This is a genomic window from Streptomyces sp. NPDC058291 (genome assembly GCF_042880855.1).
Taxonomy (GTDB): domain Bacteria; phylum Actinomycetota; class Actinomycetes; order Streptomycetales; family Streptomycetaceae; genus Streptomyces.
Genome location: NZ_JBHVYK010000044.1, coordinates 1 through 24604 on the forward strand (window position 1 = coordinate 1; position 24604 = coordinate 24604).

General features: G+C 72.8%; 26 protein-coding genes and 1 pseudogene. 20 read left to right on the plus strand and 7 right to left on the minus strand.

All coding sequences use genetic code 11. The features are described 5' to 3' along the window. Positions 1-193: pseudogene (locus ACFVYK_RS22015) on the plus strand (amino acid ABC transporter substrate-binding protein); the annotation flags it as partial. 16 nt (positions 194-209) lie between these two features. Here ACFVYK_RS22015 and ACFVYK_RS22020 read toward each other — a convergent pair. The 4 genes from ACFVYK_RS22020 to ACFVYK_RS22035 all read right to left on the minus strand — a co-directional run bounded on the left by ACFVYK_RS22020 (position 210) and on the right by ACFVYK_RS22035 (position 4327). Continuing rightward, positions 210-1241: a LacI family DNA-binding transcriptional regulator gene (locus ACFVYK_RS22020; protein WP_389776519.1), complete on the minus strand. Its 1032-nt coding sequence runs from the start codon at positions 1239-1241 to the stop codon at positions 210-212. Between the two features lie 76 nt (positions 1242-1317). Then, positions 1318-2154, minus strand: a complete 837-nt coding sequence (locus ACFVYK_RS22025; RefSeq protein WP_389776521.1) for an ATP-binding cassette domain-containing protein — start codon at positions 2152-2154, stop codon at positions 1318-1320. Next, positions 2151-3146, minus strand: a complete 996-nt coding sequence (locus ACFVYK_RS22030) for an ABC transporter permease (protein ID WP_389776524.1) — start codon at positions 3144-3146, stop codon at positions 2151-2153. The genes ACFVYK_RS22025 and ACFVYK_RS22030 overlap by 4 nt, the downstream gene beginning before the upstream one ends. Positions 3147-3298: 152 nt before the next feature. After that, on the minus strand, positions 3299-4327 hold the full coding sequence (locus ACFVYK_RS22035) for a sugar ABC transporter substrate-binding protein (RefSeq protein WP_389776527.1): 1029 nt from the start codon (positions 4325-4327) through the stop codon (positions 3299-3301). Positions 4328-4581: 254 nt separating this feature from the next. On the opposite strand from ACFVYK_RS22035, the gene ACFVYK_RS22040 reads away from it, so the two are divergent. The 17 genes from ACFVYK_RS22040 (at position 4582) to ACFVYK_RS22120 (ending at position 19770) form a co-directional block, all read left to right on the plus strand. Continuing rightward, positions 4582-5544, plus strand: a complete 963-nt coding sequence (locus tag ACFVYK_RS22040) for a carbohydrate kinase (protein ID WP_389776529.1) — start codon at positions 4582-4584, stop codon at positions 5542-5544. Positions 5545-5823: 279 nt separating this feature from the next. Then, positions 5824-6126: a putative quinol monooxygenase gene (locus ACFVYK_RS22045; protein WP_389776531.1), complete on the plus strand. Its 303-nt coding sequence runs from the start codon at positions 5824-5826 to the stop codon at positions 6124-6126. 136 nt (positions 6127-6262) lie between these two features. Continuing rightward, a complete protein-coding gene (locus ACFVYK_RS22050) occupies positions 6263-7195 on the plus strand; it encodes an alpha/beta hydrolase (RefSeq protein WP_389776533.1) in 933 nt (310 codons plus the stop codon). A gap of 16 nt (positions 7196-7211) precedes the next feature. After that, positions 7212-7931: a helix-turn-helix transcriptional regulator gene (locus ACFVYK_RS22055; protein WP_389776535.1), complete on the plus strand. Its 720-nt coding sequence runs from the start codon at positions 7212-7214 to the stop codon at positions 7929-7931. Positions 7932-8067: 136 nt separating this feature from the next. Then, positions 8068-8379, plus strand: a complete 312-nt coding sequence (locus tag ACFVYK_RS22060) for a hypothetical protein (RefSeq protein WP_389776668.1) — start codon at positions 8068-8070, stop codon at positions 8377-8379. Positions 8380-8452: 73 nt separating this feature from the next. Further along, entirely contained in the window at positions 8453-9037 is a 585-nt protein-coding gene (locus ACFVYK_RS22065) for an ArsR/SmtB family transcription factor (protein ID WP_389776538.1), read from the plus strand. A gap of 14 nt (positions 9038-9051) precedes the next feature. Next, entirely contained in the window at positions 9052-9258 is a 207-nt protein-coding gene (locus tag ACFVYK_RS22070) for a hypothetical protein (RefSeq protein ID WP_389776540.1), read from the plus strand. Positions 9259-9282: 24 nt separating this feature from the next. After that, the gene (locus ACFVYK_RS22075; protein WP_389776543.1) at positions 9283-9636 is read left to right on the plus strand and encodes a VOC family protein; all 354 of its coding nucleotides are present in this window, start codon (positions 9283-9285) and stop codon (positions 9634-9636) included. A 608-nt stretch (positions 9637-10244) separates the two neighbouring features. After that, positions 10245-10448: a cold-shock protein gene (locus tag ACFVYK_RS22080; protein WP_037751662.1), complete on the plus strand. Its 204-nt coding sequence runs from the start codon at positions 10245-10247 to the stop codon at positions 10446-10448. A 109-nt stretch (positions 10449-10557) separates the two neighbouring features. Then, complete coding sequence (locus tag ACFVYK_RS22085) at positions 10558-11208, plus strand: tetratricopeptide repeat protein (RefSeq protein WP_389776546.1); 651 nt, start codon at positions 10558-10560, stop codon at positions 11206-11208. 420 nt (positions 11209-11628) lie between these two features. After that, positions 11629-12210, plus strand: a complete 582-nt coding sequence (locus tag ACFVYK_RS22090) for a hypothetical protein (RefSeq protein ID WP_389776548.1) — start codon at positions 11629-11631, stop codon at positions 12208-12210. A 123-nt stretch (positions 12211-12333) separates the two neighbouring features. Beyond that, on the plus strand, positions 12334-12951 hold the full coding sequence (locus ACFVYK_RS22095) for a TOPRIM nucleotidyl transferase/hydrolase domain-containing protein (RefSeq protein WP_389776551.1): 618 nt from the start codon (positions 12334-12336) through the stop codon (positions 12949-12951). A 92-nt stretch (positions 12952-13043) separates the two neighbouring features. After that, positions 13044-14687, plus strand: coding sequence for an NAD-dependent malic enzyme (locus tag ACFVYK_RS22100; protein ID WP_389776554.1), 1644 nt, complete (start codon positions 13044-13046; stop codon positions 14685-14687). Between the two features lie 249 nt (positions 14688-14936). Beyond that, positions 14937-15698 carry a beta-glucanase gene (locus ACFVYK_RS22105; protein WP_389776557.1) on the plus strand — a complete coding sequence of 254 codons (762 nt, stop codon included), beginning with the start codon at positions 14937-14939 and terminating at the stop codon, positions 15696-15698. A gap of 138 nt (positions 15699-15836) precedes the next feature. Continuing rightward, complete coding sequence (locus tag ACFVYK_RS22110; RefSeq protein ID WP_389776560.1) at positions 15837-17009, plus strand: serine hydrolase domain-containing protein; 1173 nt, start codon at positions 15837-15839, stop codon at positions 17007-17009. 110 nt (positions 17010-17119) lie between these two features. Beyond that, entirely contained in the window at positions 17120-17620 is a 501-nt protein-coding gene (locus ACFVYK_RS22115) for a hypothetical protein (protein ID WP_389776563.1), read from the plus strand. Positions 17621-17667: 47 nt separating this feature from the next. Further along, positions 17668-19770: a WD40 repeat domain-containing protein gene (locus ACFVYK_RS22120; RefSeq protein ID WP_389776566.1), complete on the plus strand. Its 2103-nt coding sequence runs from the start codon at positions 17668-17670 to the stop codon at positions 19768-19770. Positions 19771-19802: 32 nt separating this feature from the next. Here ACFVYK_RS22120 and ACFVYK_RS22125 read toward each other — a convergent pair whose 3' ends face one another. Beyond that, positions 19803-20600, minus strand: a complete 798-nt coding sequence (locus tag ACFVYK_RS22125; RefSeq protein WP_389776568.1) for an ABC transporter permease — start codon at positions 20598-20600, stop codon at positions 19803-19805. Then, positions 20597-21529: an ABC transporter ATP-binding protein gene (locus ACFVYK_RS22130; protein WP_389776571.1), complete on the minus strand. Its 933-nt coding sequence runs from the start codon at positions 21527-21529 to the stop codon at positions 20597-20599. The genes ACFVYK_RS22125 and ACFVYK_RS22130 overlap by 4 nt, the downstream gene beginning before the upstream one ends. 213 nt (positions 21530-21742) lie before the next feature. Here ACFVYK_RS22130 and ACFVYK_RS22135 point away from each other — a divergent pair, with 213 nt between their 5' ends. Then, complete coding sequence (locus ACFVYK_RS22135) at positions 21743-22915, plus strand: sensor histidine kinase (protein WP_389776574.1); 1173 nt, start codon at positions 21743-21745, stop codon at positions 22913-22915. Beyond that, positions 22912-23577 carry a response regulator gene (locus ACFVYK_RS22140; protein ID WP_389776577.1) on the plus strand — a complete coding sequence of 222 codons (666 nt, stop codon included), beginning with the start codon at positions 22912-22914 and terminating at the stop codon, positions 23575-23577. Before ACFVYK_RS22135 ends, ACFVYK_RS22140 begins: the two co-directional genes overlap by 4 nt. Positions 23578-23661: 84 nt before the next feature. Here the strand turns inward: ACFVYK_RS22140 and ACFVYK_RS22145 are convergent, their stop codons facing one another. Next, positions 23662-24564 (minus strand): NAD-dependent protein deacetylase, encoded by a 903-nt coding sequence (locus ACFVYK_RS22145; RefSeq protein ID WP_389776580.1) that lies wholly within the window; start codon positions 24562-24564, stop codon positions 23662-23664. Between the last annotated feature and the right edge of the window lie 40 nt (positions 24565-24604).

Consider the following 24604-nt stretch of genomic DNA (forward strand, 5'->3'; position numbering starts at 1 on the left):
TGCCGGTCCTCTGCTCCTCAGGGGTGCTCGACGCGCTCACCGAACAGCCGACGGACTGGGTCGCGCGCCTCGCCCCGGCACAGTCGCGCGGCTGGCGGATCTTCACGGACTTCCTTCTCGGCGCGGGCCACCGTCGCCTCGCCGTGGCACCCAGCCGAGCCTCTACTGGGCGTCCGGGGTCCGCGTCCTGCGCCGGGCCCGCCCCCGGCTCAGGCCTCCTGCAGCGCGGTGACCGGGAGTTCGCCCGAGCCCCGGACGATCAGTCGGGTGGGGACGGTGATGGTGCGGGCGCGGGAGCGGTCGCCGTCGAGTCGGTTCAGCGCGGTGGCGGCCGCCGCACTGCCGAGTCGTTCCGGGTCCTGCGCGACGACGGTCAGCGCCGGTTCGAGCGCCTCGGCGAGCGAGACGTCGTCGAAGGCGACGACGGCGACGTCCTTGCGCCCGCTGCGGGCCAGTTCGGCCACGATGCCCAGCGCCATGATGTTGTTGCCGGCGAAGAGGGCCGTGGGCGGGTCGGCCAGGGCGAGGAGCCGGGCGGTCGCGGCCTCGGCGCCCTGCTGGTCGTGGGCGTTGGTGACGAGCGCCCTGTCGTAGAGGATGTCGGCTTCCTGCAGGGCCGAGCGATAGCCGGCCAGACGTTCCCGGCGGGTGTACAGCTTCGGGGGCAGGTCGCCGACGAAGCCGATGCGCCGGTGTCCGTGCGCGACGAGGTGGGCGACGCCGTCGTGGGCTCCGGCACGGTTGGAGCTGACGATGCTGTCGGTGGCCAGTCCGACTCCTGGCCTGTCGAGGAAGATGACGGGCAGGCCCGCCGTGCGGTGGGACTTGAGGTGCGAGTGGTCGGCGCCGACGGACGGCACGACGATGAGGATGCTCACCCGGCGGGCCAGGAACTTGTCCGTCAGGGCGCGTTCACGGTCGGGCTCGTCCGCGGAGGAGCCCATGAGCAGGGTCAGTCCGCGTTCGCGGACGGTGTCCTCGATGGAGCGGGCGACGGCTCCGAAGAAGGGGTTGGCGAGGTCGGGGATGACCAGGCCGATGGTGGTGTCCGGACCGCCGACGCGGATGTTGCGGGCCATGAGGTTCGGCTGGAAGCCGAGCTTGGCCACGGCGGCCAGCACCTGTTCCCTGGTCTGCGCGGAGGCGGGCCCGTCCTCGTTGAGGACCCGGGAGACCGTCTTGGCGCTGACGCCTACTTCTCGGGCGACGTCGGCCAGGGTGGGGCGGCGGTTCGCTGCCATGGAGGAAACCGTCTCCTGAGGGCTCTCGGTTCCGGCCGCGGCCTCGGCCGGAAACTGTGAGAGCGGGGTCGAGCTGTCAGGTGGCCTGGACTCCGGCGGCCTTGGCGGCCTCGGAATCCGCTACGACAGTATCTCCGGCCTCGTCCACGGTGAGAGCGCCGGTCATGATGGCGACGACCTCGGCCATGGAGTAGTCGGACGGCTTGATCACAGCGGCGCGCCGGCCCAGCCGGTGCACGTGGATCCGGTCGGCGATCTCGAAGACGTGCGGCATGTTGTGACTGATCAGCACGACCGGCATGCCCTTGTCGCGGACCCGGCGGATGAGGTCCAGGACCTGCCCCGACTCCTTGACGCCGAGGGCCGCGGTGGGTTCGTCCATCACGACGACGGATCGGGCCCAGGCGACGGAACGGGCGACGGCGACGGCCTGCCGTTGTCCGCCGGAGAGGGTCTCCACCGACTGTGTCAGCGAACGCAGACCGATCTTCAGGTCGGCCATGTGCTCCGCCGCCTCCTGGCGCATGCGCTTCTTGTCGAGCATGCGGAAGACGCTGCCGAGGACACCGGGCCGGCGCAGTTCGCGGCCCAGGAACATGTTCGAGGCGATGTCCATGGAGGCGGCCACGGCCAGGTCCTGATAGACCGTCTCGATCCCGTGCGCGCGGGCGCTCTGCGGGCCCGAGAAGGCGATGGGCTCACCGTGGAGACGGATCTCGCCCGCGTCGGGGGCCACCGCGCCGGTGAGGGCCTTGATGAGGCTGGTCTTGCCGGCGCCGTTGTCGCCGATCACGGCGAGGACCTCGCCGGGCATCAGGTCGAAGTCCGCGCCGTCGATGGCGGTGACGTGGCCGTACCGCTTGACCAGACCGCGGGCCTGCAGCACGGGCGTGGGGGAGGAGGGGGCGCTCATCGGGCCTTCTTCCGGGAGATCTGGTCGACGGTCACCGCGAGGATCACCAGGACGCCGGTGATCAGGGTCTGGTAGATGGAGGCGACGCCCATCAGCTGCAGGCCGTTGCGGAACACGCCCACGATGAGGACGCCGATGAAGGTGCCCAGCACCGAACCCCGGCCGCCGAAGAGGCTGGTGCCGCCGAGGACGACGGCGGTGATGCTGTCGAGGTTGTCGGTCTGCCCGGCCTGCGGGTCGCCGACCCCGGTGCGGGAGATGAGCAGCAGGGCGGCGATGCCGTAGAGGAGGCCGGCCACCGTGTAGACGCCGATGGTGAGGCGTGAGGTGCGGATGCCGTTCAGCCGGGCCGCCTCGGCGCTGTTGCCCAGGGCGTAGACGTGCCGGCCCCAGCCGGTGCTGCTCAACGCGTAGGCGAGGAGGAGGAAGAGGGCGATGGTGACCAGCGAGCCGTAGGTGATGTCCGTGTGACCCATCGGGAAGGTCTCCCCGAGCGCGGTGAGCGGGCCGGGCAGGTTGGTGACCGTCTGCTCCGCGGAGTAGATGTGGGTCAGCGCGAACGCCACGTTGAGCATGCCGAGGGTCACGATGAACGGCGGCAGCGGGATCTTCTGCACCAGCAGCCCGTTGAGCAGTCCGAAGCCGCCGCAGACGGCGAGGCCGAGCGCGATCGCCACCAGCGGCGGGACCGAGCCCTCGGCCGCCGCCTTGGCGATCACGATGCTGCCGAACGCCATCACGGCCCCGCACGACAGGTCGATCCCCGCCGTGAGGATGATCAGGGTCTGCCCGATCGCGAGGGTGCCCACGACCATGACCTGCTGCACGATCAGCGAGAAGTTCCCGCCGGTCAGGAACTGGTCGGTCGAGAAGGAGAAGAAGGCGCAGGCCAGGAGGAGGGCGGCCAGGGGTCCGGTGGTAGGCGCCGTGAGCAGTCTGCGGGCCGTGGTCGGCGCTTTGAGCTCCGAGTAGGGCGTGGTCGTGGCTGTCATGCGAGGTCCTTGTCGGAAGACAGATGTCCGTGTCGGAGGACGGGGGCCGAAGCCCTCGCCGCCGGGACGAGGGGGCGGTCGTCCCTGGTCGGGGAGGCGGGCCGACCGCCCCGTCGGCGGGGAGTGACGGTGTCGTACGGTCCGGGGAGGGCTCAGCCCCAGCAGTTGTCCAGGCCGTAGGCGGTGTCCTTCGAGGTGACCCCGGCCTGCGCCTTGTCGGTGATCAGCGTGACGCCGGTGTCGGTGTAGCCGGACGCCTTCTTGCCGTCCTTGGCGTAGGCGACGACGGCCTTGACGCCCTCCGCGGCCATCTTCAGCGGGTACTGCTGCGACGTCGCGGCGATCTTGCCGTCCTTGACGGCCTGGGTGCCGGTGCAGCCGCCGTCGACGGAGACGATCAGCACGTCCTTCTCCCGGCCCTTGGCCTTGAGCGCGGTGAAGGCGCCGAGCGCCGCGGGCTCGTTGATGGTGTAGACGACGTTGATGTCGGGCGACTTCTGCAGACAGTTCTCCATCGCGGTCTGGCCCTTGGCCTGGTCGCCGCCGGTGTCCTGGGCGCACACGACGTCCTTGTCGGAGGCGCCGAAGCCCTTGAGGAAACCGTTGTGCCGCTGGACGCCGACGGAGACGCCCGGAGCCAGGTCGAGGGCGGCTATCTTCGCCGTCTTGCCCTTCATGGCGGCCTTGGCGTACTCGCCGATCAGCTGGCCGGCCTTCAGGTTGTCGGTGGCGAAGAGGGCGTCGACCGCGCTCTCCGGCTCGGTCGGCGTGTCCAGGGCGATGACCAGGACGCCCTTGGCGCGGGCCTTCTGGATCGCCGGCACGATCGCCTTGGAGTCGCTCGGGGTGATCAGGATGCCCTTGACCCCGGCGGCGACCATGTTCTCGATGGCCGTGACCTGCCCGGCGTTGTCCCCGTCGAACTTGCCCGCCGCGGTGGACAGGTCCGCGCCGTTCTCCTTGGCGGCCTTCTCCGCGCCCTCCTTCATCTTCACGAAGAACGGGTTGGTGTCGGTCTTGGTGATCAGGCCGACCTTCACGCTGCCCGAGCCCGAGCCGGAGCCGGCGGAGCCCGAGCCCGAGCCGGAGCCGGACCCGCAGGCCGTCAGGGTGAGGGCCGCCACGCCCGTGACCGCGGCGGCTCGGAGGAGGGAGGAGGACAGGCGAGTGGTGCGAGACATGAACGACTCCTGTGGGATAGCGGCACGGGGGTCGGGATCGGGATGTGCCCCCCGGGTGTCATCGTTGACTTATGTCATCGTTGACACTGCCTGGCGAGGATGATGGACTCCGGATCCCGGCAACGTCAATGCCTTCCACTCGTCACAAATCGGCAACGTCCGTCGCCGCCGTCTCCGCGCAGCCGGTCAGGGCCGGTGTCACCGCACCGCCCCCCGCGCCCGGTCTTTCCGAGCCCCTCGAGAGAGAGCAGCCCATGAACCCGCGTCAGATCACCGTGGTGGGAGAGTGCGTCGCGGACGCCTTCACCGAAGCGGCGCCCGCCGCCAACGAACTCGCCCTGCGCGTGCTGCCCGGCGGCGGACCCGCGAACACCGCAGTGGCCCTGGCCCGGCTCGGCACCCCGGCCCGCTTCCTCGCGCGTCTGTCCGGCGACGTCTTCGGCCGTCTGTTCCGCGCCCACCTGGAAGCGTCCGGCGTCGACCTGTCCTACGCCGTCGCCGCCGCCGAGCCCAGCACGCTGGCCGTGGCCGAGCTGGATCCCGCCGGGCAGGCGACGTTCTCCTTCCACGCGCAGAACACGGCCGACTGGCAGTGGACGCCGGCGGAACTGGCCGGGGTCGACCTGTCCGGCACGGCCTGTGTGCACACCGGCTCGCTGGCGCTCGTCCGTGAGCCCGGCGGGGCGGTGGTCGAGGAGTTCCTGACGGCGGCGGCTCCACGGGCCACCGTCAGCATCGATCCGAACGTCCGGCCGCTGCTGGTGCGCCCCGAGGTCTACCGCGCCCGGCTGGCGCGCTGGTGCGCTCTCGCCGACATCCTGCGCCTGAGCGAGGACGACCTGGAACTCCTCCTGCCCGGCGTCGCGCCCGAGCAGGCGTGCGACGTCTGGCATGCCGCGGGGGTGCGGCTCGTCGTGATCACCCTCGGCTCCGACGGCGCCCTGGCCTCGCTCGACGGCGAACGGCTGCGGGTGCCCGCGGTGCGCGCACGGGTCGTCGACACGGTCGGCGCGGGGGACTCCTTCACCGCGGGGCTGCTGCACCACCTCGGCGCCCACGGCCTCCTCGGCGGCCGGCTGGACGGCCTCGGCCTCGACGAAGTCGCCGCGGCCTGCCGGTTCGGCGCCCAGGTCGCGGCCCTGACCTGCTCGGTCGCCGGTCCCAATCCGCCGTGGCGGGACCAGCTGGCGCAGCTCACGGCGACCGGGGCCGCCTGACCGCGCGGCCGGACCGTGGCGCGGCCCGCGTCCGAACCGTTGACTCCTGCGCGGGACCTCGTCCATCATCGGGCCAGCCGGTGTCATCGATGACACAAGTCAACGATGACATGCGCCGGGCGATGGCGGTCCGGGCACCCTCTCCCGCGGCCTGCCCGGGTCGGGCACCCTCTCCCGCGGCCTGCCCGGGTCGGGCCGCGCCCGCGCACGACCCTCACCACGAACCCGAACCCCTCACCACGAACCCGAACCCCTCACCACGAACAAGGACGCGACCCCATGAAGAAGACCCTGCTCGCCGAGTTCACCGCCCGCGAGGGAACACAGGACGAGGTAGCCCGCCTGATCGGCGAGTACGCCCTGAAGGTGCGCGAGGAGGAGGGCAACGTCGTCTTCGACGTCTACACCAAGGAAGCCGCCCCGCGCGCGTTCTGGATCTTCGAGGTGTACCGGGACCAGGCCGCCTTCGAGGCGCACCTGAACGCCGCGTACGGCGGCCCTTTCAACGCCGCGCTCGTCCCGCTCATCGAAGAGGACGCCTCCGTGCTGACGTTCCTGACCCCGCTGGCCACCGAGTCCTGACGGGCCGTCGGCTCGGGCCGCCCACCCCGCGAGCGCCGACGGCCCCGCACGGCAGCCCTGTTCCGAGGCGGGTGTGCGGCAGCTCACTCGGAAAGGGTGACAGGGGGGTGTCGCGGACGGCTGCGAGGGTCGGCGCATGACGATCACGGACGAGGACTGCCTCGCGGAAACCCTGGCGTTCAACAGACAGTTCGAGGCCACTGCCGCGAGCCGTCCCTCCCGCGGACAGGCGCCCGACGCCGCCGTATTGGCGCGGCTGCGACGCAACCGGCTCGGCGGCCGCACACCGCCGGTGCGACTGCCGCAGGGCCGGCCCCGGCTCGTCGCCGACGACGTGCGCGTGCGGGTGTTCGTTCCCGACCGCGTCGACGGCGTCTACCTGCATCTCCACGGAGGCGGCTGGGCGTTCGGATCGGCGGACGGCCAGGACGAGAGGCTGTGGCAGCTCGCCGAGCAGACGCACCTGGCCGTGGTGAGCGTGGATTACCGCCTCGCGCCGGAGCACCCCTTCCCCGCGGGGCCCGACGACTGCGAGGCGGCGGCGCGTTGGCTGGTGACGCACGCCGAAACCGAGTTCGGCACCCGGCGGCTGCTGATCGGCGGCGAGTCGGCCGGGGCCCACCTGAGCGTCGTCACGCTGCTGCGACTCCGCGACCGGCATGGCGTCGCCGGCGCGTTCCGGGCGGCCCACCTGCTCTTCGGCCCCTACGACCTGTCGATGACGCCGAGCCAGCGCTTGTTCGGATCGAAGCCGCTGCTCAGCAACACCGATACGCTGCACGGCAGTTATGAGCTGTTCACGCCGGGGGCGACGGCGGAGCAGCGCCGCGACCCGGCCGTCTCGCCGCTGTTCGCCGATCTGACCGGCCTGCCGCCCGCGCGGATCGTCGTGGGAACCGAGGATCCGCTGCTCGACGACTCACTGTTCCTCGCGCAGCGCTGGCGGGCGGCCGGCGCTCCCGTCCGGCTCGGCGTCGTCGCGGGCGCCATGCACGGCTTCACCCTGTTCCCCCTGACCGTCACCGAGCGCGAACTGCGGCGTCAGCACCGCTTCCTGGCGACCGCGTGAGGGTAACGTCGGCCGCATGAACCGCACTGCTCGCCTGTACGCGCTGGTCGAGGAGTTGCGTGCGGCGGCGCCCCGTCCGCTGACGGTCGCGGCGCTCGCGACGCGGTTCGAGGTCAGCACACGCACGGTGCAGCGTGACCTGCAGACGTTGATGCGGACGGGGGTCCCGCTGCGCTCCGTGCCGGGGCGGGGCGGCGGCTGGGCGGTCGATCCGTCCATGACCCTGCCCCCGATCCGGCTGACCGTCGAGGAGGCCACGGCGCTGACCGCCGCGCTCGCCCTGGCCGACGCCCGCACTCCGTACGCCGGCGCCGCCCGTACGGCGGCGCAGAAGATCGTGGCCTCGATGACCCGCCCCGCCTCGGCCGCGGCCCGGGCGCTCGCCGGACGGATCGTCGCGGTGCCCGCGCCCGACGACCGTCCGATCCGCTGCACGGTGGAGCGGGCGCTCGACGAGGCCATGGCGCTGCGCCTGACCTACACCGACGCGACGGGACACGAAAGCGACCGCGTCGTGGAACCGGCCGGACTGCTCACCGCCGACGGTCGCTGGTACCTCATCGCCTGGTGCCGCACACGCCGGGCCGGTCGCGGCTTCCGGCTGGACCGGATCACGGCGGCGGCCCTCACCGGCGAACCGGCGTCGCCCCGTGACCTGCCCGCGCTGCTGCGGGGATCGGCCGCCGCCGCAGCGGTGCCGCCGGCCGCGCTGGCGTCCCTCGCGCCCCCGTCCTGAGGGCCGGCCGGTGAGCGGGCGGGAACGCCTGACGTCGAAGGGGCCCTGGGTATATCCCGTTGTGGGGTCGGTGGCGCGACCGTAGGGTCCCGGCATGTCTCTCCGTGCCCTCATGCGTCAAGCCCTCCCCGAAGCGATGCGCGCCCGCGACAAGGCGGCGGTCAGCGCCCTGCGCGCGACACTCGCCGCACTGGACAACGCGGAGGCGGTGCCCGTGGACGGAGCCCGCCTGCGCGGCGTGGCTCTCGAACAGTCACCGATGGGCGTCGGAGCCACCGAGGCGGCTCGGCGTGAGCTGAGCGAGGGCGAGATGACGGACCTCGTGCGCGCCGAGGCCGCCGAACGGCTGGAAGCCGCGGCCCAGTTGACCGCCCCGGCGCACGCCGACCGAGCCGCGCGACTGCGCGCGGAGGCCGCCGTCCTGCTGCGCTTCCTCGAACCCGCCTGACCCCGACTCTTGCAAAGAAGACGTTGCAAAGGAAGCGTTGCAACGTCTTCTTTGCAAGAGTATCGTCGTCTTCATGAACGAGCCCCGGGACCCACGGGTCCGCAGTCTCGACGCCCGCTCGCTGCGCGGGCTCGCACACCCGCTGCGTATGCAGCTGCTGGACGCCCTGCGCTTCGGCGGCCCGGCCACCGCGTCCCAACTGGCGGAGAAGCTGGGGGAGTCGAGCGGCGCCACCAGCTACCACCTGCGACAGCTCGCCGCCCACGGCTTCATCGAGGACGCCCCCGAGCGGGGGAAGGGCAGGGAGCGCTGGTGGAAGGCCGCCCATCAGGGGCTGCGCTTCGACGACGCCCTGCTCACGGACGCGAATCCGGACGTGCGCGGGGCCGCCGACACGTATCTCCACGAGGTCGCGACCAGTCAGGCGCGGGATCTGTCGACCTGGCTGGGCAACCGTCACACCTGGCCGGAAGAGTGGAACCGCACCTGGGACATGAGCAGTGCGACGCTACGGCTGACGCCCGAACTCGCTCGGGAGCTGGTCGAGAAGATGCACGCGCTCGTCGACGCCTACCGCGACCGTGCCGTCGACGCGGACGACCCCACCGGTGCTCAAGTACGCCTGCAGACCCGCGCGTTCCCCTTCTCCGCCGAATGAGAGGCCACCACCCGATGCACCCCGACACCCATCTCGCCCTGCACCGCGTCCGCGCCGCCGAGCTCCGCGCCGAAGCCGACGCCCACCGTCTCGCCGTCGCCGCTCGGCTCACGGGCGAGAGCGCGAACCCCGCAGGCCTGCGGACCCGCGTCGGCTGGGCCCTCGTGGAAGTCGGCCTGCGGCTGGCCGCCGCGCCCCGGACGGGCATCGCCGCTCTCTAGCCCTCGCTCTGGCAGGATCACGGCATGGAACGTGTGCTGGGAATCGGTGGATACTTCCTGCGGGCGGCCGACCCCGTGGCCCTGAGCGCCTGGTATCGCGATTGCCTCGGCCTGGAGGCCGACGACAACGGGGTGTGGAGTCAGGGACCCGGACCGACGGTGTTCGCGACGTTCGAGTCCGGGACCGACTACTTCGGATCCCGCACCCAGCAGACCATGCTGAACTTCCGGGTCCGCGACCTCGACGCGATGCTCGCGCAATTGCGCGCCACAGGCGCGGACGTCGAAAAGGAAACGCAGGACATGGAAGGCGTCGGCCGTTTCGGCTGGGTCACCGATCCGGAAGGGAACCGGGTCGAACTATGGCAATCCACCTGAAGACACAACCGCCCATGACGTGAGGTCACGGCGGAATGCGCCAGGCCTGCCGCACGGATTTCGGCACGCGGACGCAGAGATTCCGCCGTCGATGCGGGGGACCAGGCGCTTCTCGGCCTACTCCGAATGGAGGGGGCGTCTTTCGGTAATTCACGCAGGGGCGGACAGCCCCTGCGCGTCATGGTCGATCAACCGCCGATCGGGTGATGGCCGGGCCGCCGGCGAGGCCGGACCGAGGCCCGCTACCGCGCCGGACCAGGCGAAAGCCCACTGCACAGCGCTGCTCCGGGACTCCGGGAGGGGGTTTCGAACTCGCCTCCGCCGACCCCGGATGTCACGGTCCGGGCGGGTGACAGGCTTTCGCGGGGCCACGTGACGGGGGCCGCGCGGGCCCCTGTTCGGCGTTCGGATGTCGCACAGGCGGCGGATCATGGGGCGTTGCTCTCTGGTGGGCGCCGCTCTCGCCGTGTAGCGTCATCGTCAGCTGTCGTGGTTCGCAGTACCTGCCCGCGCCGTCGCGTGGGCGTTTTGCTGTGCAGTGCCGGACCAGGGCGATCACCTCCGGGGCCGCGCGGTGCGGTTCCCGACAACAACTGGGAGGCACCAGCATGGCCAGCGGAACTGTGAAGTGGTTCAACGCCGAAAAGGGCTTCGGCTTCATCGCCCAGGACGGCGGCGGACCGGACGTCTTCGCCCACTACTCCAACATCAACGCCTCCGGCTTCCGTGAGCTGCAGGAAGGCCAGGCGGTCACCTTCGACATCACCCAGGGCCAGAAGGGCCCGCAGGCGGAGAACATCACGCCTGCCTGATCTCGAACGCCGTCAGGCCCCGGAGCGCTCGCGCTCCGGGGCCTGACGCGTGCGACGGCCCCGGATCCGCGCCGGCTCACGCGGGACCGCCTGTCGCTACGCTCACGGCATGACAGCGGACGCGCGCCTCACCCAAGCCGAACTCCTCTACGAACGTGCCGTGTTCGGCGGCGACAGCGGTGCGCTGACGCCCGCCGGCCAGAGCCTCGACGCGGTCGAGGCGGACCTCGCACTGGCCCGCGGCCGACTGATCCACGCCCGCTTCGTGGAGGAGCGGGTCGCGGACACCCGCGAACTCGACCTCTTCGAGCGGGCGGCGGAGCTGTACGCGGAACTCGGCGACATACGCGGCGAGGGCGAGGCGGCCTTCTGGGTCGGCGCCTTCCACCAAGTGGTCCGCGACGACGTCGCAACCGCCGTTGCGGCCTTCGAGCGCGCCCTCGACCTCTCCACCCGGGCCGGAGACCGGCTCACGACGTCCTACGCGTTGCGGCACATCGGCTTCGCCGCGCACATGGCCGGCCGGCTCGACCGGGCGCGAGCGCACTTGGAGGAGTCCACCCGCCTCCGCCGAGAGCTGGGCTTCCTGCCGGGGGTGGCGGCGAACCTCATCGGGCTGGCCTACCTCGCCGCCCAGCAGGAGCGGCGGGACGAGGCGGCGGCACTGCTCGAAGAAGCCACGGAGCTCGCCGAGAGCACCGACTCGCAGGCGGTGCTGCGCTGGGCGACGGAAGCCCGCAAGGAGATCGGCCTGCCGTGAGACACGCACCGACGACGTGGTTCCCGGCGGAGAGACACGGGCGAACCCGTCACCCGGCCGTACTCCCCGTCGGGTGATCGGTGACGCGGGCGGCACCATCCTCACGCCGGGTCGCGGCCCCGCCGGAAGAGGGTGACGCGGGCGGCACCATCCTCCACGCCGGGCCGCGGCCCCGCCGGACGAGCTTTCACCCTCGGCCATTGCAACGAGAGGGGGCGCGGCTTGTTGCGTTATCCGTGAAGTCGTTGCAACGATATTTGGGCCATGAGCTGCTCCTTTGGCCTCCAGGTGCGATAAATGCGTTGTTGAAGGGGTGAAGGCAACGTAGCGTTTCTGCGGTAAGAAACTGCGGATCGACTGACGGGCCTCGCCGATGGGGAGGGGTCGATCCGCAGCGGGGGCGGTCGAAGGGGCGGGGTCATGAAGGCGGTGCGCAAGGGGCGGCGGGCGGTGCCCGACAGTGTCCTGGCTTTCGCCCGCTTCGTGGTGTGCGGCGGCGGAGTGGGGCTGGCCTCCAGCTTCGCCGTGGCGGCCCTCGCCTCCTGGATCCCTTGGACCCTGGCCAACGCCCTGGTCACCGCCGTCTCGACCCTCGTCGCCACCGATCTGCACGCGCGCTTCACGTTCGGCGCGGGCGGACGGGCGACGTGGCGGCAGCACACCCAGTCGGCCGGGTCCGCGGCGGCCGCGTACGCGATGACCTGCGCGGCGGTGCTCGTCCTGCGGACGGCGGTGGAATCGCCCGGCGCGGTGTGCGAACAGGCCGTGTACCTGTCCGCGTCCGCACTCGCCGGCGTCGCGCGGTTCGCGGTCCTGCGCCTGGTCGTCTTCGCGCGCGGCCGCTCCGGGGGCGCGGCCCCCGCTCCTGCCGTCCGGTCCGTCCCTGCCGTCCGGTCCGTCCCCGCAGCCCGGTCCGTCCCCGCAGTCCGGTCCGTCCCAGCGGTCCCCGCCGCCCGCATCGCCGGCCCGGCCCAGCCCGGAGCGCTCTGCCGCGCCGCCTGACCGAGCGGCGTGCGAGGGGCGGCATGCGGTCGGGCGATCGGGGCGGTGGGCGATGCGGAAAGCCGGGGTCGGCCGTCGAATATGGCGTGCGGCGCCGTCGGTGGGCGTAGCAGACTTCCCGGCATGGTCGACATGCGCACGTTCCGGGACGAGGTCGCGGGCTGGGCGGGGGGCGGCTCCAGTGGGCCGGCGGCGGAGCTGGCCGGACTGCTGGGGGTGCACACGGCCGTCCTGGTGGAGGGGCTGAGCGACCTCGCGGCCGTCGAGGCGCTGGCCGCGGTGCGGGGCCGGGACCTGGCGGCCGAGGGGGTGTGCGTGCTGCCGATGGGCGGGGCGATGAGCGTCGGCCGCCACGCGACGCTGCTGGGTCCGGCCGGCCTCGGCCTGCGCCTGGTCGGTCTGTGCGACGAGCGAGAGAAGCCCTTCTTCGACCGGGGCCTGGACCGGGCCCGGACGCCCCGATCCGCGGTCCACGTGTGCACGGCGGACCTGGAGGACGAGCTCATCCGTGCGCTGGGCCCCGCGCGGGTCGAGGAGATCGTCGAGGCGGAGGACGAACTGCGCGCCTGGCGGACGTTCGTCCGGCAGCCGGCCCAGCACGGCCGGCCCCGGCACCAGCAGTTGCGGCGCTTCCTCGGCACCAAGAAGGGGCGCAAGATCCGTTACGGACGCGTCCTGGTCGAAGCCCTCGCCCCTGGCCGGGTCCCCGCCCCGCTGGACGACCTCTTCGCCGCGCTGTGAATGCTCCGCTGCCGCCCGCGTGACCATTCCTTGCCGACGCCTTGCCCATGGTTTGGCGTGCGGGTGAGGACATGCGGGGCAGGGGAGAAGGCATGACAGTGAACGATTCCCGCCAGGGCGCCGCCCTCCTGTACGACCCGCTGCGGAACAAGGGGACCGCGTTCAGCGCGGCGGAGCGGGCCGAGTTCGGCCTCGACGGGCTGCTGCCGCCCGCCATGGAGACACTGGACGACCAGGCCGATCGTGCCTATGCGGCCTTCCTCGGCTACGACAAGCCGCTGAACCGGCACATCTACCTGCGTCAGCTCCAGGACACCAACGAGGTGCTGTTCCACCGGCTGGTCACACGCCACCTGGAGGAGATGCTGCCGGTCGTCTACACCCCGACGGTCGGCGAGGCGTGCCGGCGCTTCAGCGAGATCTACCGCCGTCCACGCGGGCTGTTCCTGTCGTACGAGGACCGCCACCGCTTCCGCGACCTCCTGCGCAACCGCCCGCACGACGAGGTGGACGTCATCGTCGTCACCGACGGCCAGCGCATCCTGGGGCTGGGCGACCAGGGGGTGGGCGGCATGGGCATCCCGATCGGCAAGCTCAGCCTCTACACGGCGATCGGCGGCATCCATCCCGCCCGTACGCTGCCCATCCTGCTCGACGCCGGCACGGACAACGAGGAACTGCTGAACAACCCCCACTACCTGGGCCGCCGCGAGCGCCGGGTGACGGGGGCCGAGTACGACGAGCTGGTCGAGGCGCTGGTCGCGGCCGTCGAAGCCGAGCTGCCGGGGACCCTGCTGCAGTGGGAGGACTTCGCCACGGCCCACGCCCGGCGGATCCTCAGCCGCTACCAGGACCGGCTGCTGACCTTCAACGACGACATCCAGGGCACCGCCGCCGTCGCGCTCGGCGCGCTCACCACGGCGACGCGGGTGGCGGGGACCCGACTCGCCGACCAGCGGATCGTGATCCTCGGCGCGGGCTCGGCAGCGGTCGGCGTGGCCGACATGATCCGCGTCGCGCTGGTCGACGACGGCGTGCCGGAGGAGGAGGCCGCCTCCCGCTTCTGGTTCGTGGACGTCGACGGGCTGCTGACCGGCTCCCGTCCCGGGCTGACCGACGAACAGCGGGTCTACGCCCGCGACGACGAACAGGAGGCGTACGGCCTGGCCGAGGTGGTGGACCGGGTCGAGCCGACCGTGCTGATCGGCCTGTCCACCGCGCACGGCGCCTTCACGGAGGAGATCGTGCGGCGGATGGCGGCCTCCTGTGACCGGCCGGTCGTCTTCCCGCTGTCCAACCCGACCTCGCACGCCGAGGCCGACCCCGCCGACCTGATGCGCTGGACGGACGGCAAGGCGCTGATCGCCACCGGCTCCCCGTTCCCGCCGGTGACGGTCGACGGCGTCGAGACGCCGGTCGCGCAGGCGAACAACGTGTACGTGTTCCCGGCCATCGGCCTGGCCGTCACCGCGTCCGGCGCCACCCGGGTGACCGACCGGATGATGGTGGCCGCCGCCCGTGCGGTCGGCGACTGCGCGGCCCGGTCCGCACCCGACGACAGCCGCGCCCCGGCGCCGCTGCTGCCGCCGCTGGGGCAGCTGCGGGACGCCGCCCGGGAGATCGCGGTGGCCGCCGCGCTGGCCGCGGTGGAGGAGGGCGTCGCCCCCGAGGCCACGCGGGAAGAACTGCGCGCGGCGGTCGAGGCGGCCCAGTGGAGTCCCCGGTACGCCCGGTGACGGCAGTCCCCGGCTGAGCCTTCGACGGCCGCGGGATCGCCGGGCGGCCGGCGCATGCGTCCACGCCGTCCGGCAGGAAATCGCCCGGCCATGGCGCTCAACGCGTTCGCGACCGGCCGCCGTGCCCCACGTCGCTTCGGTGGACGGACAGCGGGGATCTGTCGAGCCGCGTTCACTCGTCCGAGTTGTCCTTGCCCTCGATTCCCCGGCATCCGCATGTCGAGGTCATATGCGGAGCAGCATCCGCGCATGCAGAATGCCGCATTCGACGGAACACCGTCGGCAGAGGGGAACGGATCCGGTCCCCCCATCGTCTTCACCGCGGACTTCGCGTCCACCCGCCAATGGGTGGCGGGGCGTTCGTGGGCGTATCCGAACGGCGGACCGGTCAACCCCGGCGACAACAAACTGGATCACCTGACGGCGGACCCCGCCTACAGCCGCTCGGGGGTCTTCCGCGCCACCCTGCGCAAGGACGGCCGGTGGGACACGGGCCTGCTCACCACGGAGGGGAGTGAGGAGGCCTTCACCGTCCGCACCGGGGACGTGCTGGAGGCACGGGTCAGACTGCCCCACGAGGCCGGGGCCTGGCCCGCCATCTGGACCTGGCGGGACGGCGGTCAGGAGGTCGACGTCTTCGAGTACCACCCCGACAATCCCGACCTGCTGGAACTGACCAACCACGTCCGCGGCGGCAACTCGTACTACCGCGACCCCTCCGTCCGCCCGGGTGGATGGATCGATCTGCGGGTCCGGTTCGGCTCGCGGTCGGTGGTCTGGTGGGTGAACGGCAGCCAGGTGTTCGCCGACCGCCAGGGCGTCGGACGGTCCTGGCACGCCTACCTCATCGTCAACCTGTCGGTGTCGGCGGGCCGCTACCACCCGCCGCCGGCCCCCCACGTCAAGGAGATGTCGTACGAGGTCCACAACCTCGCGGTGAGACGTCCGGCCACGCTCTCGGAGGCGGAGTCCGACGAGCCCGAGACGGTGAGCGACGCCGACGGGCTCTGAAATGCCGGGCCCTGGAAGCCTGGGCCCCGCGCCGGGGTGCGCCCGCCGCCGGAGGGCCGCGAGGGGTGGGGACACCCCCACCTCGGCCCTGGGGCGCACCGGATCGCGCGCCGGTGGGGGCCTGACTAGCGTTCAGCCATGGTTCCGACTCTGCGCAAGCACCTCGCCCTGGGCGTCGCCACACTGCTCGCTGCCGGGGCGACCGGCGCCGTCGCCCGCCCGGCCCCTCCCGCGGCCGGGGAGCAGTTACGCCGCGACACCGAGGCGATCCACGCGCTCGGGGTCAGCGGCGTGCAGGCCCGCGCGGTCGCGCCCGACGGCCGGCAGTCCGTGGCCACCAGCGGCACAGCGGACCTGCGCACCGGCCGGCCGGTCCCTTCGGACGGCTACTTCCGTATGGCCAGCACCGCCAAGACGCTGCTGGCCACCGTGGTCCTGCAGGTGGAGGCCGAGGGCGCGCTGTCGCTGGACGACACGGTCGACCACTGGCTGCCGGGGGTGGTGCGGGGCAACGGCAACGACGGCCGCCACATCACCGTCCGCCAGCTCCTTCAGCACACCAGCGGAATCCACGACGATCTGCCCGGCTACACCACCCCCGAGGAGTATGACCGGCAGCGCCACGACGTCCACGCCCCTGAGCAGTTGATCGCCCGCGCGATGGCGCACCGGCCGGACTTCCCGCCCGGTCAGGGCTGGTCGTACGCCAACACGGGCTACGTCCTGCTCGGCTCCATCGTCCGGAAGGCGACCGGCCGTCCCGTCCACCAGGAGATCGAGGACCGTATCCTGCGCCCGCTCGGCCTCGACCGGACCCGCTGGACCGGCGTCTCTCCCGCCCTGCCGCGGCCGCACGCCAGGGCCTACCAACTCTTCGGCCCCCACCGGGCGGTGGACGTCACCGACCAGATACCGGTGGACCACGAGACCGCGTTCGCCACGACCACCCGGGACGAGAACCGCTTCCTGCGCGCGCTGCTCGCGGGCGGTCTGCTGCCGGCGCGACAGCTGGCCGAGATGAAGCGGACCGTCCCCGTGAACGCGGAGGTCCAACGGCTCTGGCCCGGCGGCCGCTACGGGCTCGGCCTGGTGGAACGCCCTCTGAGCTGCGGCGGAACCTACTGGAGCCACGAGGGCGGGGACGGTGGCTACATCACTCTCAACGGCGTCACCGAAGACGGTCGGCGAAGCGTCGTCGTCTCCATGTCCGAGGCCCGCGGCGACACTGCGGAACACATCCTGGGCCAGGAGAACGCAGCCGGCGTCCTGGTCGACCACGCGTTGTGCGCCGGGAGCTCCGGCGCCTCGTGACGGAGGCGTCGCACCGTGGTTCGCGCCCGTCGGCCCCGCCGGAAGACTGCGCGTCCGCTCGCGGAGGCGTCCCTGGTCGGGCGGTGGCGCTCGCTCGTACGCTTGCCCGCATGTCAGCGTCCGAGGAACCGCCGCCGAGGGATTCCGTTCCCCGCATGATCCACATCGTCGACCCCGTGCCCGTCCCGCTGCTGCCCACCCGCACGTGGACGCACGAGGAGTGGTCGCGCATCCAACAGGGGTTCGCGGCGCGGGACATGGACGACAAGTGGGACATCGTGGTCGACGGGCGGACGGCGTTCGTCCGCAGGAGCTGGACGGGGCACATCTTCTACGAGGCGACGTTCGAACCCGTCGACGGCGGCTGGCGGATCGGCTCGGCGGTGGTCGCGGCCGACGAGCGGCGGAGCCTCAGTCCGCGAGCCGCCTATGCGATCGACCAGGAGAACGGCGTCATGCTGGAGTGGATGATCAGCGGCATCCTGCTCGGTGAGCCCGGGGAAGACCTGCAGCGCCGGCTGCTCGCCGTTCTCGACCAGCCGCACCGCACGGACGAGAGGCTGCCCCGGCTGATGCTGCACACGACCCTGGGCCTGCGCTCGGTCCTCTGATCCGCAGGCGGCACCCGGCTGTCGGCGCCGCCTGCGAGACTCGCTCCATGACTGCGAAGCTGCCCCTGCACAGCCCCCGTTGGCGAGACCTCGACGGCGTGAGGGCCGACGAGGTGAAGGCACTGCTGGCGGAGATGGCCTCCGCGGCCGCCGGCGGGAGCGGCGATGCGTGGCGGCGGAGCTGGGCGAGCCTGGCCGAAGACCTGCTGGACGACGGGACCGTCTACGACGGAGCCTATGCGGCGCTGCCCCATCTCGTCGAAGCGGCGGCGCAACTGCCTCCGGAGCAGTCCGTCGCCTTCTGGGTGGACCTGGGCTTCATCGTGACCGCGGAGGACAGGCACCGCGTCCCGTCCGACCTGGAGGCGGGGTTCGCCGCCGCACTCCGGCTCGCCGAGCAGGCGGCTGTGCGCAGCCTGCTCGCCGGCGTGCCCGCTGAGGTCTGCACCTTGCTGGCACTGAGCTGCGTCGCGTTCGCCGGTCACCACACCGGCACGGCTCTGTGGCCGCTCGGGCCCCAGGACGGCGACCTCCGGCTCATGTGCCGTGCGTGCGACGTCGACACCGAGATCAGCGAGTTCTTCGTGGACCTGGCGCGTCCGCCCTTCCCTGCTCCGGAGCCGCCCGCTCCCGCCCCCGCCGGGCGGACCGAGCACCCCTGGGCAGGGGTCGCCGCGGCCCTGCGGGAGGAGACACCGAAGGAGGCGCTGGGACAGGGGTGGGAGCCGTTCCTCCGGGTGGCGCACGACGTCGCGGCCGCCGGCGTACCCCGGGAAACCCCGGGGCAGGCCGTCCTGTGCCTGGTCGCCGGCCTGGTCGCGGCCAAGGCCGTCCCGCCGTCGGCCGACGGGGAGCGGGGCCGCCGGCTGATGCTGCTGGCCGGCTGTTTCCGCTGCTGGAACTGCGAGCAGACATGGACGATCGCCGACGGCCTGGCGGAGAACCCGGGAGGCGCGCGGCCCCAGAGCCCTGGCACGCCGGCGTGGACGGCCGACGACGGACCGGCTGTCCTGCCCGAGCCGACGGCGTCGGACCGCCGGGCGGGCGAAGCGGCGACCCGGCTCCGGCAGGAGGGGGACGCCCTGCTCGCGGCCGACGGAACACCGTGGGGCCGCATCTCGGTGTTCGCCGGCGCCGATCCGGCCTCGATCGGCGGCATCGACGCGCTGACGATCGTGGCCGCGCCCGGCCGGCCGACGCTCGTGGCCGGCGCCGGGGACAAGGGCGTGGTGTGCTTGTGGGATCCGGCCGACGGCCGACTCGTCCACGCCCCGCTGCCGGGACATCCTGACCGTGTCTCCTCCATGACGGCCCTGCCCCTGCCCGACGGCGTCGTCCTGCTGGCGACCGGAGGCGACGCCGGGACGATCGTCCTGTGGGATCCGGTCGGCGCACAGCCGTTGGCCGTTCAGCCGGTGACCGTTGAGCTGACGACCGGGCGACCGGTGGCCGGCCCGCCCGCCCGCCAACCGGTCGGCGACCGGTCCGACGGCGTGAGCGGGATGTGCGTCGTGACCGTCCCCGACGGCCGGACCCTGCTGGTCACCGCCACGTCCCGGGGCGCGGTCCGGCTCAGGGATCCCGGTACCGGTGAGCCCGTCGGGCGCCTCAACCCCTATGGCCGGGCGATCCGTTCGATGGCCGCCGTCCCGGTCGCGGCCGGCCGTACGGTGATCGCCGCCGCCGACGTCCGAGGCGGCGTCGAGGTGTGGGACCCGGCCGTCGACGACCCCTGGGAGCGCGGCGCCGCCGTGCAGTTGAGCCGGCAGGCGCTCCACGACGCCGACCACCGGGTGGCAGCGGTGGCGACGGCGCCGACGCCCGACCGGCCGCTGCTGGCCACCGCCGACGACCGCGGCCGAGTCATGCTGTGGGACCCGGCGACCGGCGCCCCGGTCGGCGACGGCCTCGCCCCCTCGACGGGCACCGCCGGCCTTCCGGCGATGGCGGCCGCCACGCTGCACGACGGGCGCACCGCTCTGGTCGTCGGCAGCCGACGAGGACGCACCCTGCGGGTATGGGAACCGGAAACCGGGGCGGTGCGGAACATCGCTCTGGACGCGGCGCTCACCTGCCTGGCGGCCGTGGGCCCGCAGGTGATCGTGGGCCACGACCGAGGAGTCCTCAGCTTCCCGCTCACCGGGGAGTGAACCGTCCCCGCACGGCTCTCGGGGACGCGCCCTCACACGTCACGGCGCTCCACGACGAACACCGCGACCGACACCGTGACCAGAGGCCACAGCGCGAACACGGTCCAGGAGCCGGGGACCGTCGCGGTGTAGCCCAGGGACGCCGGTTCCGGGTCCCAGGTCTGCACCAGGCGGTTCCACGCCGCCGACACCAGCGCGTGCTTGACATCCGCCGACCAGCGGTTGCCGTCGGAGAACATGGTGGGCAGCATCAGCAGGACGAAGACGCCGGTCACCAAGGTCCCGGCGGCGTGCCGGAGCAGCACCCCGAGGCCCAGGCCGACCAGGGCGCAGACCGGGGCCAGCAGCGCGGACGCCGTCAGCGCCCGCAACACCCCGGGACGGGTGATCGCGACGCCGCCGTGACGCTCGTCCAGGACGGCCTGCGACACGTAGAAGGAGCCGGTGGAGACGACCGTGCCGACCGCGGTCCACACCGCGCCGGTGACGGCCGCCTTGGCCAGCACGACCGAGCCGCGGGCCGGAACGGCCACGGTGGTGGTGCGGATCAGTCCGCTGCTGTACTCGCCCACGACGGTGAGGGCGCCCATGCTCGCCGCGACGAGCATCAGCGTCCAGTAGCCGGCCGCCGGGTAGGCGTCGAAGGGCGGGAAGTCGGCGGGGCCGGAGACCGCGGCGCCGTCCGTCAGCGTGGCGACGGCGGCGGACCCGACGACGAAGACGACGGTGAGGGCGATCGTCCACGGGGTGGAGCGCAGGGACCGCGTCTTGATCCACTCGGAGACGAGCAGGTCGCGAAAGCGGGCGGGGGAAGCGGCGACGGTGGTCATCGGGACTGTCCTGTCGGGTATTCGACGCTGCCGGCGGTGAGTTGCATGAAGGCCTCCTCCAACGAGGCCCCTTGGGGCGTCAGTTCGACGAGCCGGACACGGTGGTCGCAGGCGATCGCTCCGATCCGGTCCGCCGGGAGCCCGGTCACGGTGAGCCTCCCCGTGCGCCCCTCCGCGCCGAGGGGCCCTTCCCTCTCGACCGAGGCGCCGGCCGCGATCAGCAGGGCCGCCAGCTCGGCGGCCTGCGGGGTGCCGACCACGACGCCGTGACGGGTGCCGCGGGCCGCGAAGTCCCGGAGCGGCTCGGCGGCGACGAGGCGGGCCCTGCCGATGACGACCAGCTGGTCGGCGGTGTTCTCCATCTCCGACATCAGGTGGCTGGACAGGAAGACCGTGCGCCCCTCGGCGGCCAGGCGCCGGAAGAGTCGGCGTACCCAGAGCACCCCCTCCGGATCCATGCCGTTGATCGGCTCGTCGAACAGGAGCACGGGCGGGTCGCCGAGCAGCGCGGCGGCGATGCCCAGCCGCTGTCTCATGCCGAGGGAGAAACCGCCGACGCGGCGGCCGGCCGCCTCGGACAGCCCCACCTCACCCAGAACCTCGCCGACCCGGCGCCGCGGAATGCCGTTGCTGCGAGCCAGTGCGGCCAGGTGCGCCTCGGCGCTGCGTCCGCCGTGCACCTGGCCCGCGTCGAGGAGCGCGCCGACGTGCCGCAGTCCGCGCGGGTGACTCCGGAACGGCACGCCGCTGACGGCGGCGGTGCCCGAGGTGGGCGCGTCCAGCCCCAGGATCATCCGCAAAGTGGTGGACTTGCCCGCTCCGTTGGGGCCGAGGAACCCCGTGACCCGGCCCGGTCGCACGGTGAAGGACAACTGGTCGACGGCCGTCTTGCCGCCGTAGCGCTTGGTGAGTTCGCTGACTTCGATCACGGCGTCCACAGTGCCGACAGGGGCCGTCCGCGGGCATGGGGCCGGGGGCGGCAATCAACGGGCCGGGATCGGCCCGTGGGCGTACGTCCGCGGGCTGATGCCGTGGCCCGGGACGGCCCGTTAGTCTCGCGGCGTGAACCTGGAGACGAAGACCGCCTCATCCCCTGCGCGCCTCCCGCACCTCAGTGCCGTTCCGGGCGGGGAAGGCCGCCGATGACGACGACCAAGGCTGCGGCGTGGGCGGGAGCCGTCTGCTATCTCGTCATGGTCGCCCTGCTGGTGGGGGCCGCTCCACGCGCGTCCGGCCTCGTCCACGGCGTGGGGGCGCTGCTGGCCGCGAGCATGCTCGCCGCTGTGGTGCGACGCAGTCCGCTGCTGACTCTGGGGCTGACGCTGTTCGGGTCCACGGCCGTGGTGGTCGGCCCGCCGAGCTCTGTGCGGCAGGAGACGGCGTCGTACCAGGGGCAGTTCGTGGCGTATCTGGCGGTCGACCTCGTGCTGGCTGTCATCGTCGCCACCTGCGTGCGACGGGCCTGGAGCCGTGCCGTGGCCGTGGCCGGCGTCGTGCAGCTCCTGGTGGTCGGCGGCTTCACGCACGGGGACGAGGTGGCCGTCAACGGGGTGATCGCGTTCCTCGCGCTGGCCGCGGCCTGCATGGCGGGTCTGCTGAGCCGTGAGCGTCGCGAGCACGCGGTCGCACTGCGCACGCAGGAGGTGGCCGAGGCCGTGACGGCCGAACGGCTGCGGATCGCCCGGGAGTTGCACGACATGGTCGCGCACAGCATCGGCGTCGTCGCCATCCAGGCCGGGGTGGGCAGCCGGGTCATCGACACGCGGCCCGCGGAGGCGCGCGAGGCCCTGCGGGCCATCGAGACGACCAGCAGAGAGACGCTCTCGGGTCTTCGGCGCACGCTGGTCTCACTCCGGCAGGCCGACCGCACGGCGACGGCGCCGGAGCAGCCGGGCCTCGCGCCCTCGCCGGGCCTCGCGGACGTCGACCGGCTGGCGGCGGCGACCGTGGGCGCGGGCGTACGGGTCGACGTGCGACGCAGCGGTGACCGGCGTGCCGTTCCGGCCGACATCGACCTGTCCGCCTACCGCATCGTGCAGGAAGCGCTGACCAACGTGGTGCGCCACGCGGGCGCCGAGCGGATCCGGGTGGCCATCGACTACGGGAGCGGGGACCTGTCCGTTGAGGTCGTCGACGACGGGCGGGGCGCGAGCGCGCACGGGACGGCCCAGGGCTTCGGCCTCGTCGGGATGCGGGAGCGGGTCGCCCTGTTGGGCGGCGAGCTCAGCACCGGGCCGCGCCCCGAGGGCGGCTTCCGGGTGGCCGCGCGTCTGCCGTTGCCGGCGCCCGCCGGAGTTCGGGTGGCAGCCCGATGACCGTCCGGGTGGTTCTCGCCGACGACCAGCCGTTGGTCCGGTCCGGTCTGCGCGTGCTCATGGCCGAGCACAGTGACCTGGAGGTCGTCGGCGAGGCCGCCACCGGCGCCGAAGCGGTACGACTCGTGCGGGACCTCAGCCCCGACGTCGTGGTGATGGACATCCGGATGCCCGGCATGGACGGGATCGAGGCCACCCGCCTGATCACCCATGGCGGCCCGGAGGCCGCCCGCGTCCTCGTCCTGACCACCTTCGACGAGGACGAACACGTCCACGGCGCGCTCCGGGCCGGCGCCAGCGGCTTCGTCGTCAAGGACATGGCGCTGGACGACATCCTCGCGGCGATCCGCGTGGTCGCCGCCGGCGACGCGTTGATCGCGCCGGGCGTGACCCGCCGGCTGATCGCCGACTTCGTCGCGCGTCCCACGGCCGCGCCGCAACGCTCCTGGCGGCCGGTCGAGGGCATCACCGAGCGGGAACGGGAAGTGCTGACGCTGGTCGGGCGCGGCCGGTCGAACACCGAGATCGCGCAGGACCTCTTCATCACGGTGGCCACCGCCAAGTCGCACGTCTCGCGGCTGCTCACCAAACTGGGCGCCCGGGACCGGGTCCACCTCGTCATCGTCGCCTACGAGGCGGGACTGGTAGCACCGTCCCGCTGAAGCGGCGCCGCGGCGTTCGCCGTCCCGTCGGCCCCGGACGCCCCCGTCCTCGGGGGCTGTCGACTTCGGGCATGTGTCGATGTGTCACAACGGCTGGGGCTGCCCGTCGAGCGGGACGTCCAGGCGGTCGGCGACGGCGACGAGGGCCGCTCCCAGCGGAAGCGCGACCCGGGTGAGGGCGTGCTGGTCGCCACGGGTCGGATCCCGGTTGACGATCAGGACCGGTTTCCCGGCCCGGGCCGCCTGGCGGACGAACCGGAGCCCTGACATCACCGTCAGCGAGGAGCCGAGGACCAGCAGGGAGGTCGCCCGGTCGACCAGCGTGCGGCAGTGCTCCACGCGCGGCGGCGGGACGGTTTCGCCGAAGAAGACCACATCCGGTTTCAGGATGCCGCCGCAGACCGCGCAGGGCACCACGACGAAGTCCCGGACCTGTTCGTCGGTGAGGTCGGCGTCGCCGTCCGGGTTCATCCCCGCGGCCACCGGGTCGAAGCCCGCGTTCGCCTGCTCCAGCCGCACGGCGAGTTCGTGTCGTGAGCCGGCCGCACCGCAGGACAGGCAGACGACCCGAGCCAGGTTTCCGTGCAGTTCCACGACGTCCCGGCTGCCGGCGGCCTGGTGCAGGCCGTCGACGTTCTGGGTGACGACGCCCGACAGCAGGCCGTGCCGCTCGAACGCGGCCACGGCCCGATGCCCGGCGTTGGGGCGGGCCCGGCCGAAGGTGCGCCAGCCGAGGTGGCTGCGCGCCCAGTACCGGCGCCGGGCCTGCGCGCCGGCGGTGAAGTCCTGGTAGGTCATCGGGGTGTGCCGGCTCAGGCTGCCGCCCGCGCCTCGGTAGTCGGGGATGCCCGATTCCGTGGAGAGACCGGCCCCGCTGAGCACCAGCACGCCGCCCTCGGTCAGCGCGTCGGTGACCTGCCGCAGATCGCTGGTGCCCGGCAGCGGGTCCGCGGTGGGGGTCCAGCTCAAGGTGGGGCGCATGCGCATGCCGCAAGGGTACGGAACACGGCGGCCCCGGGCAGCTGCC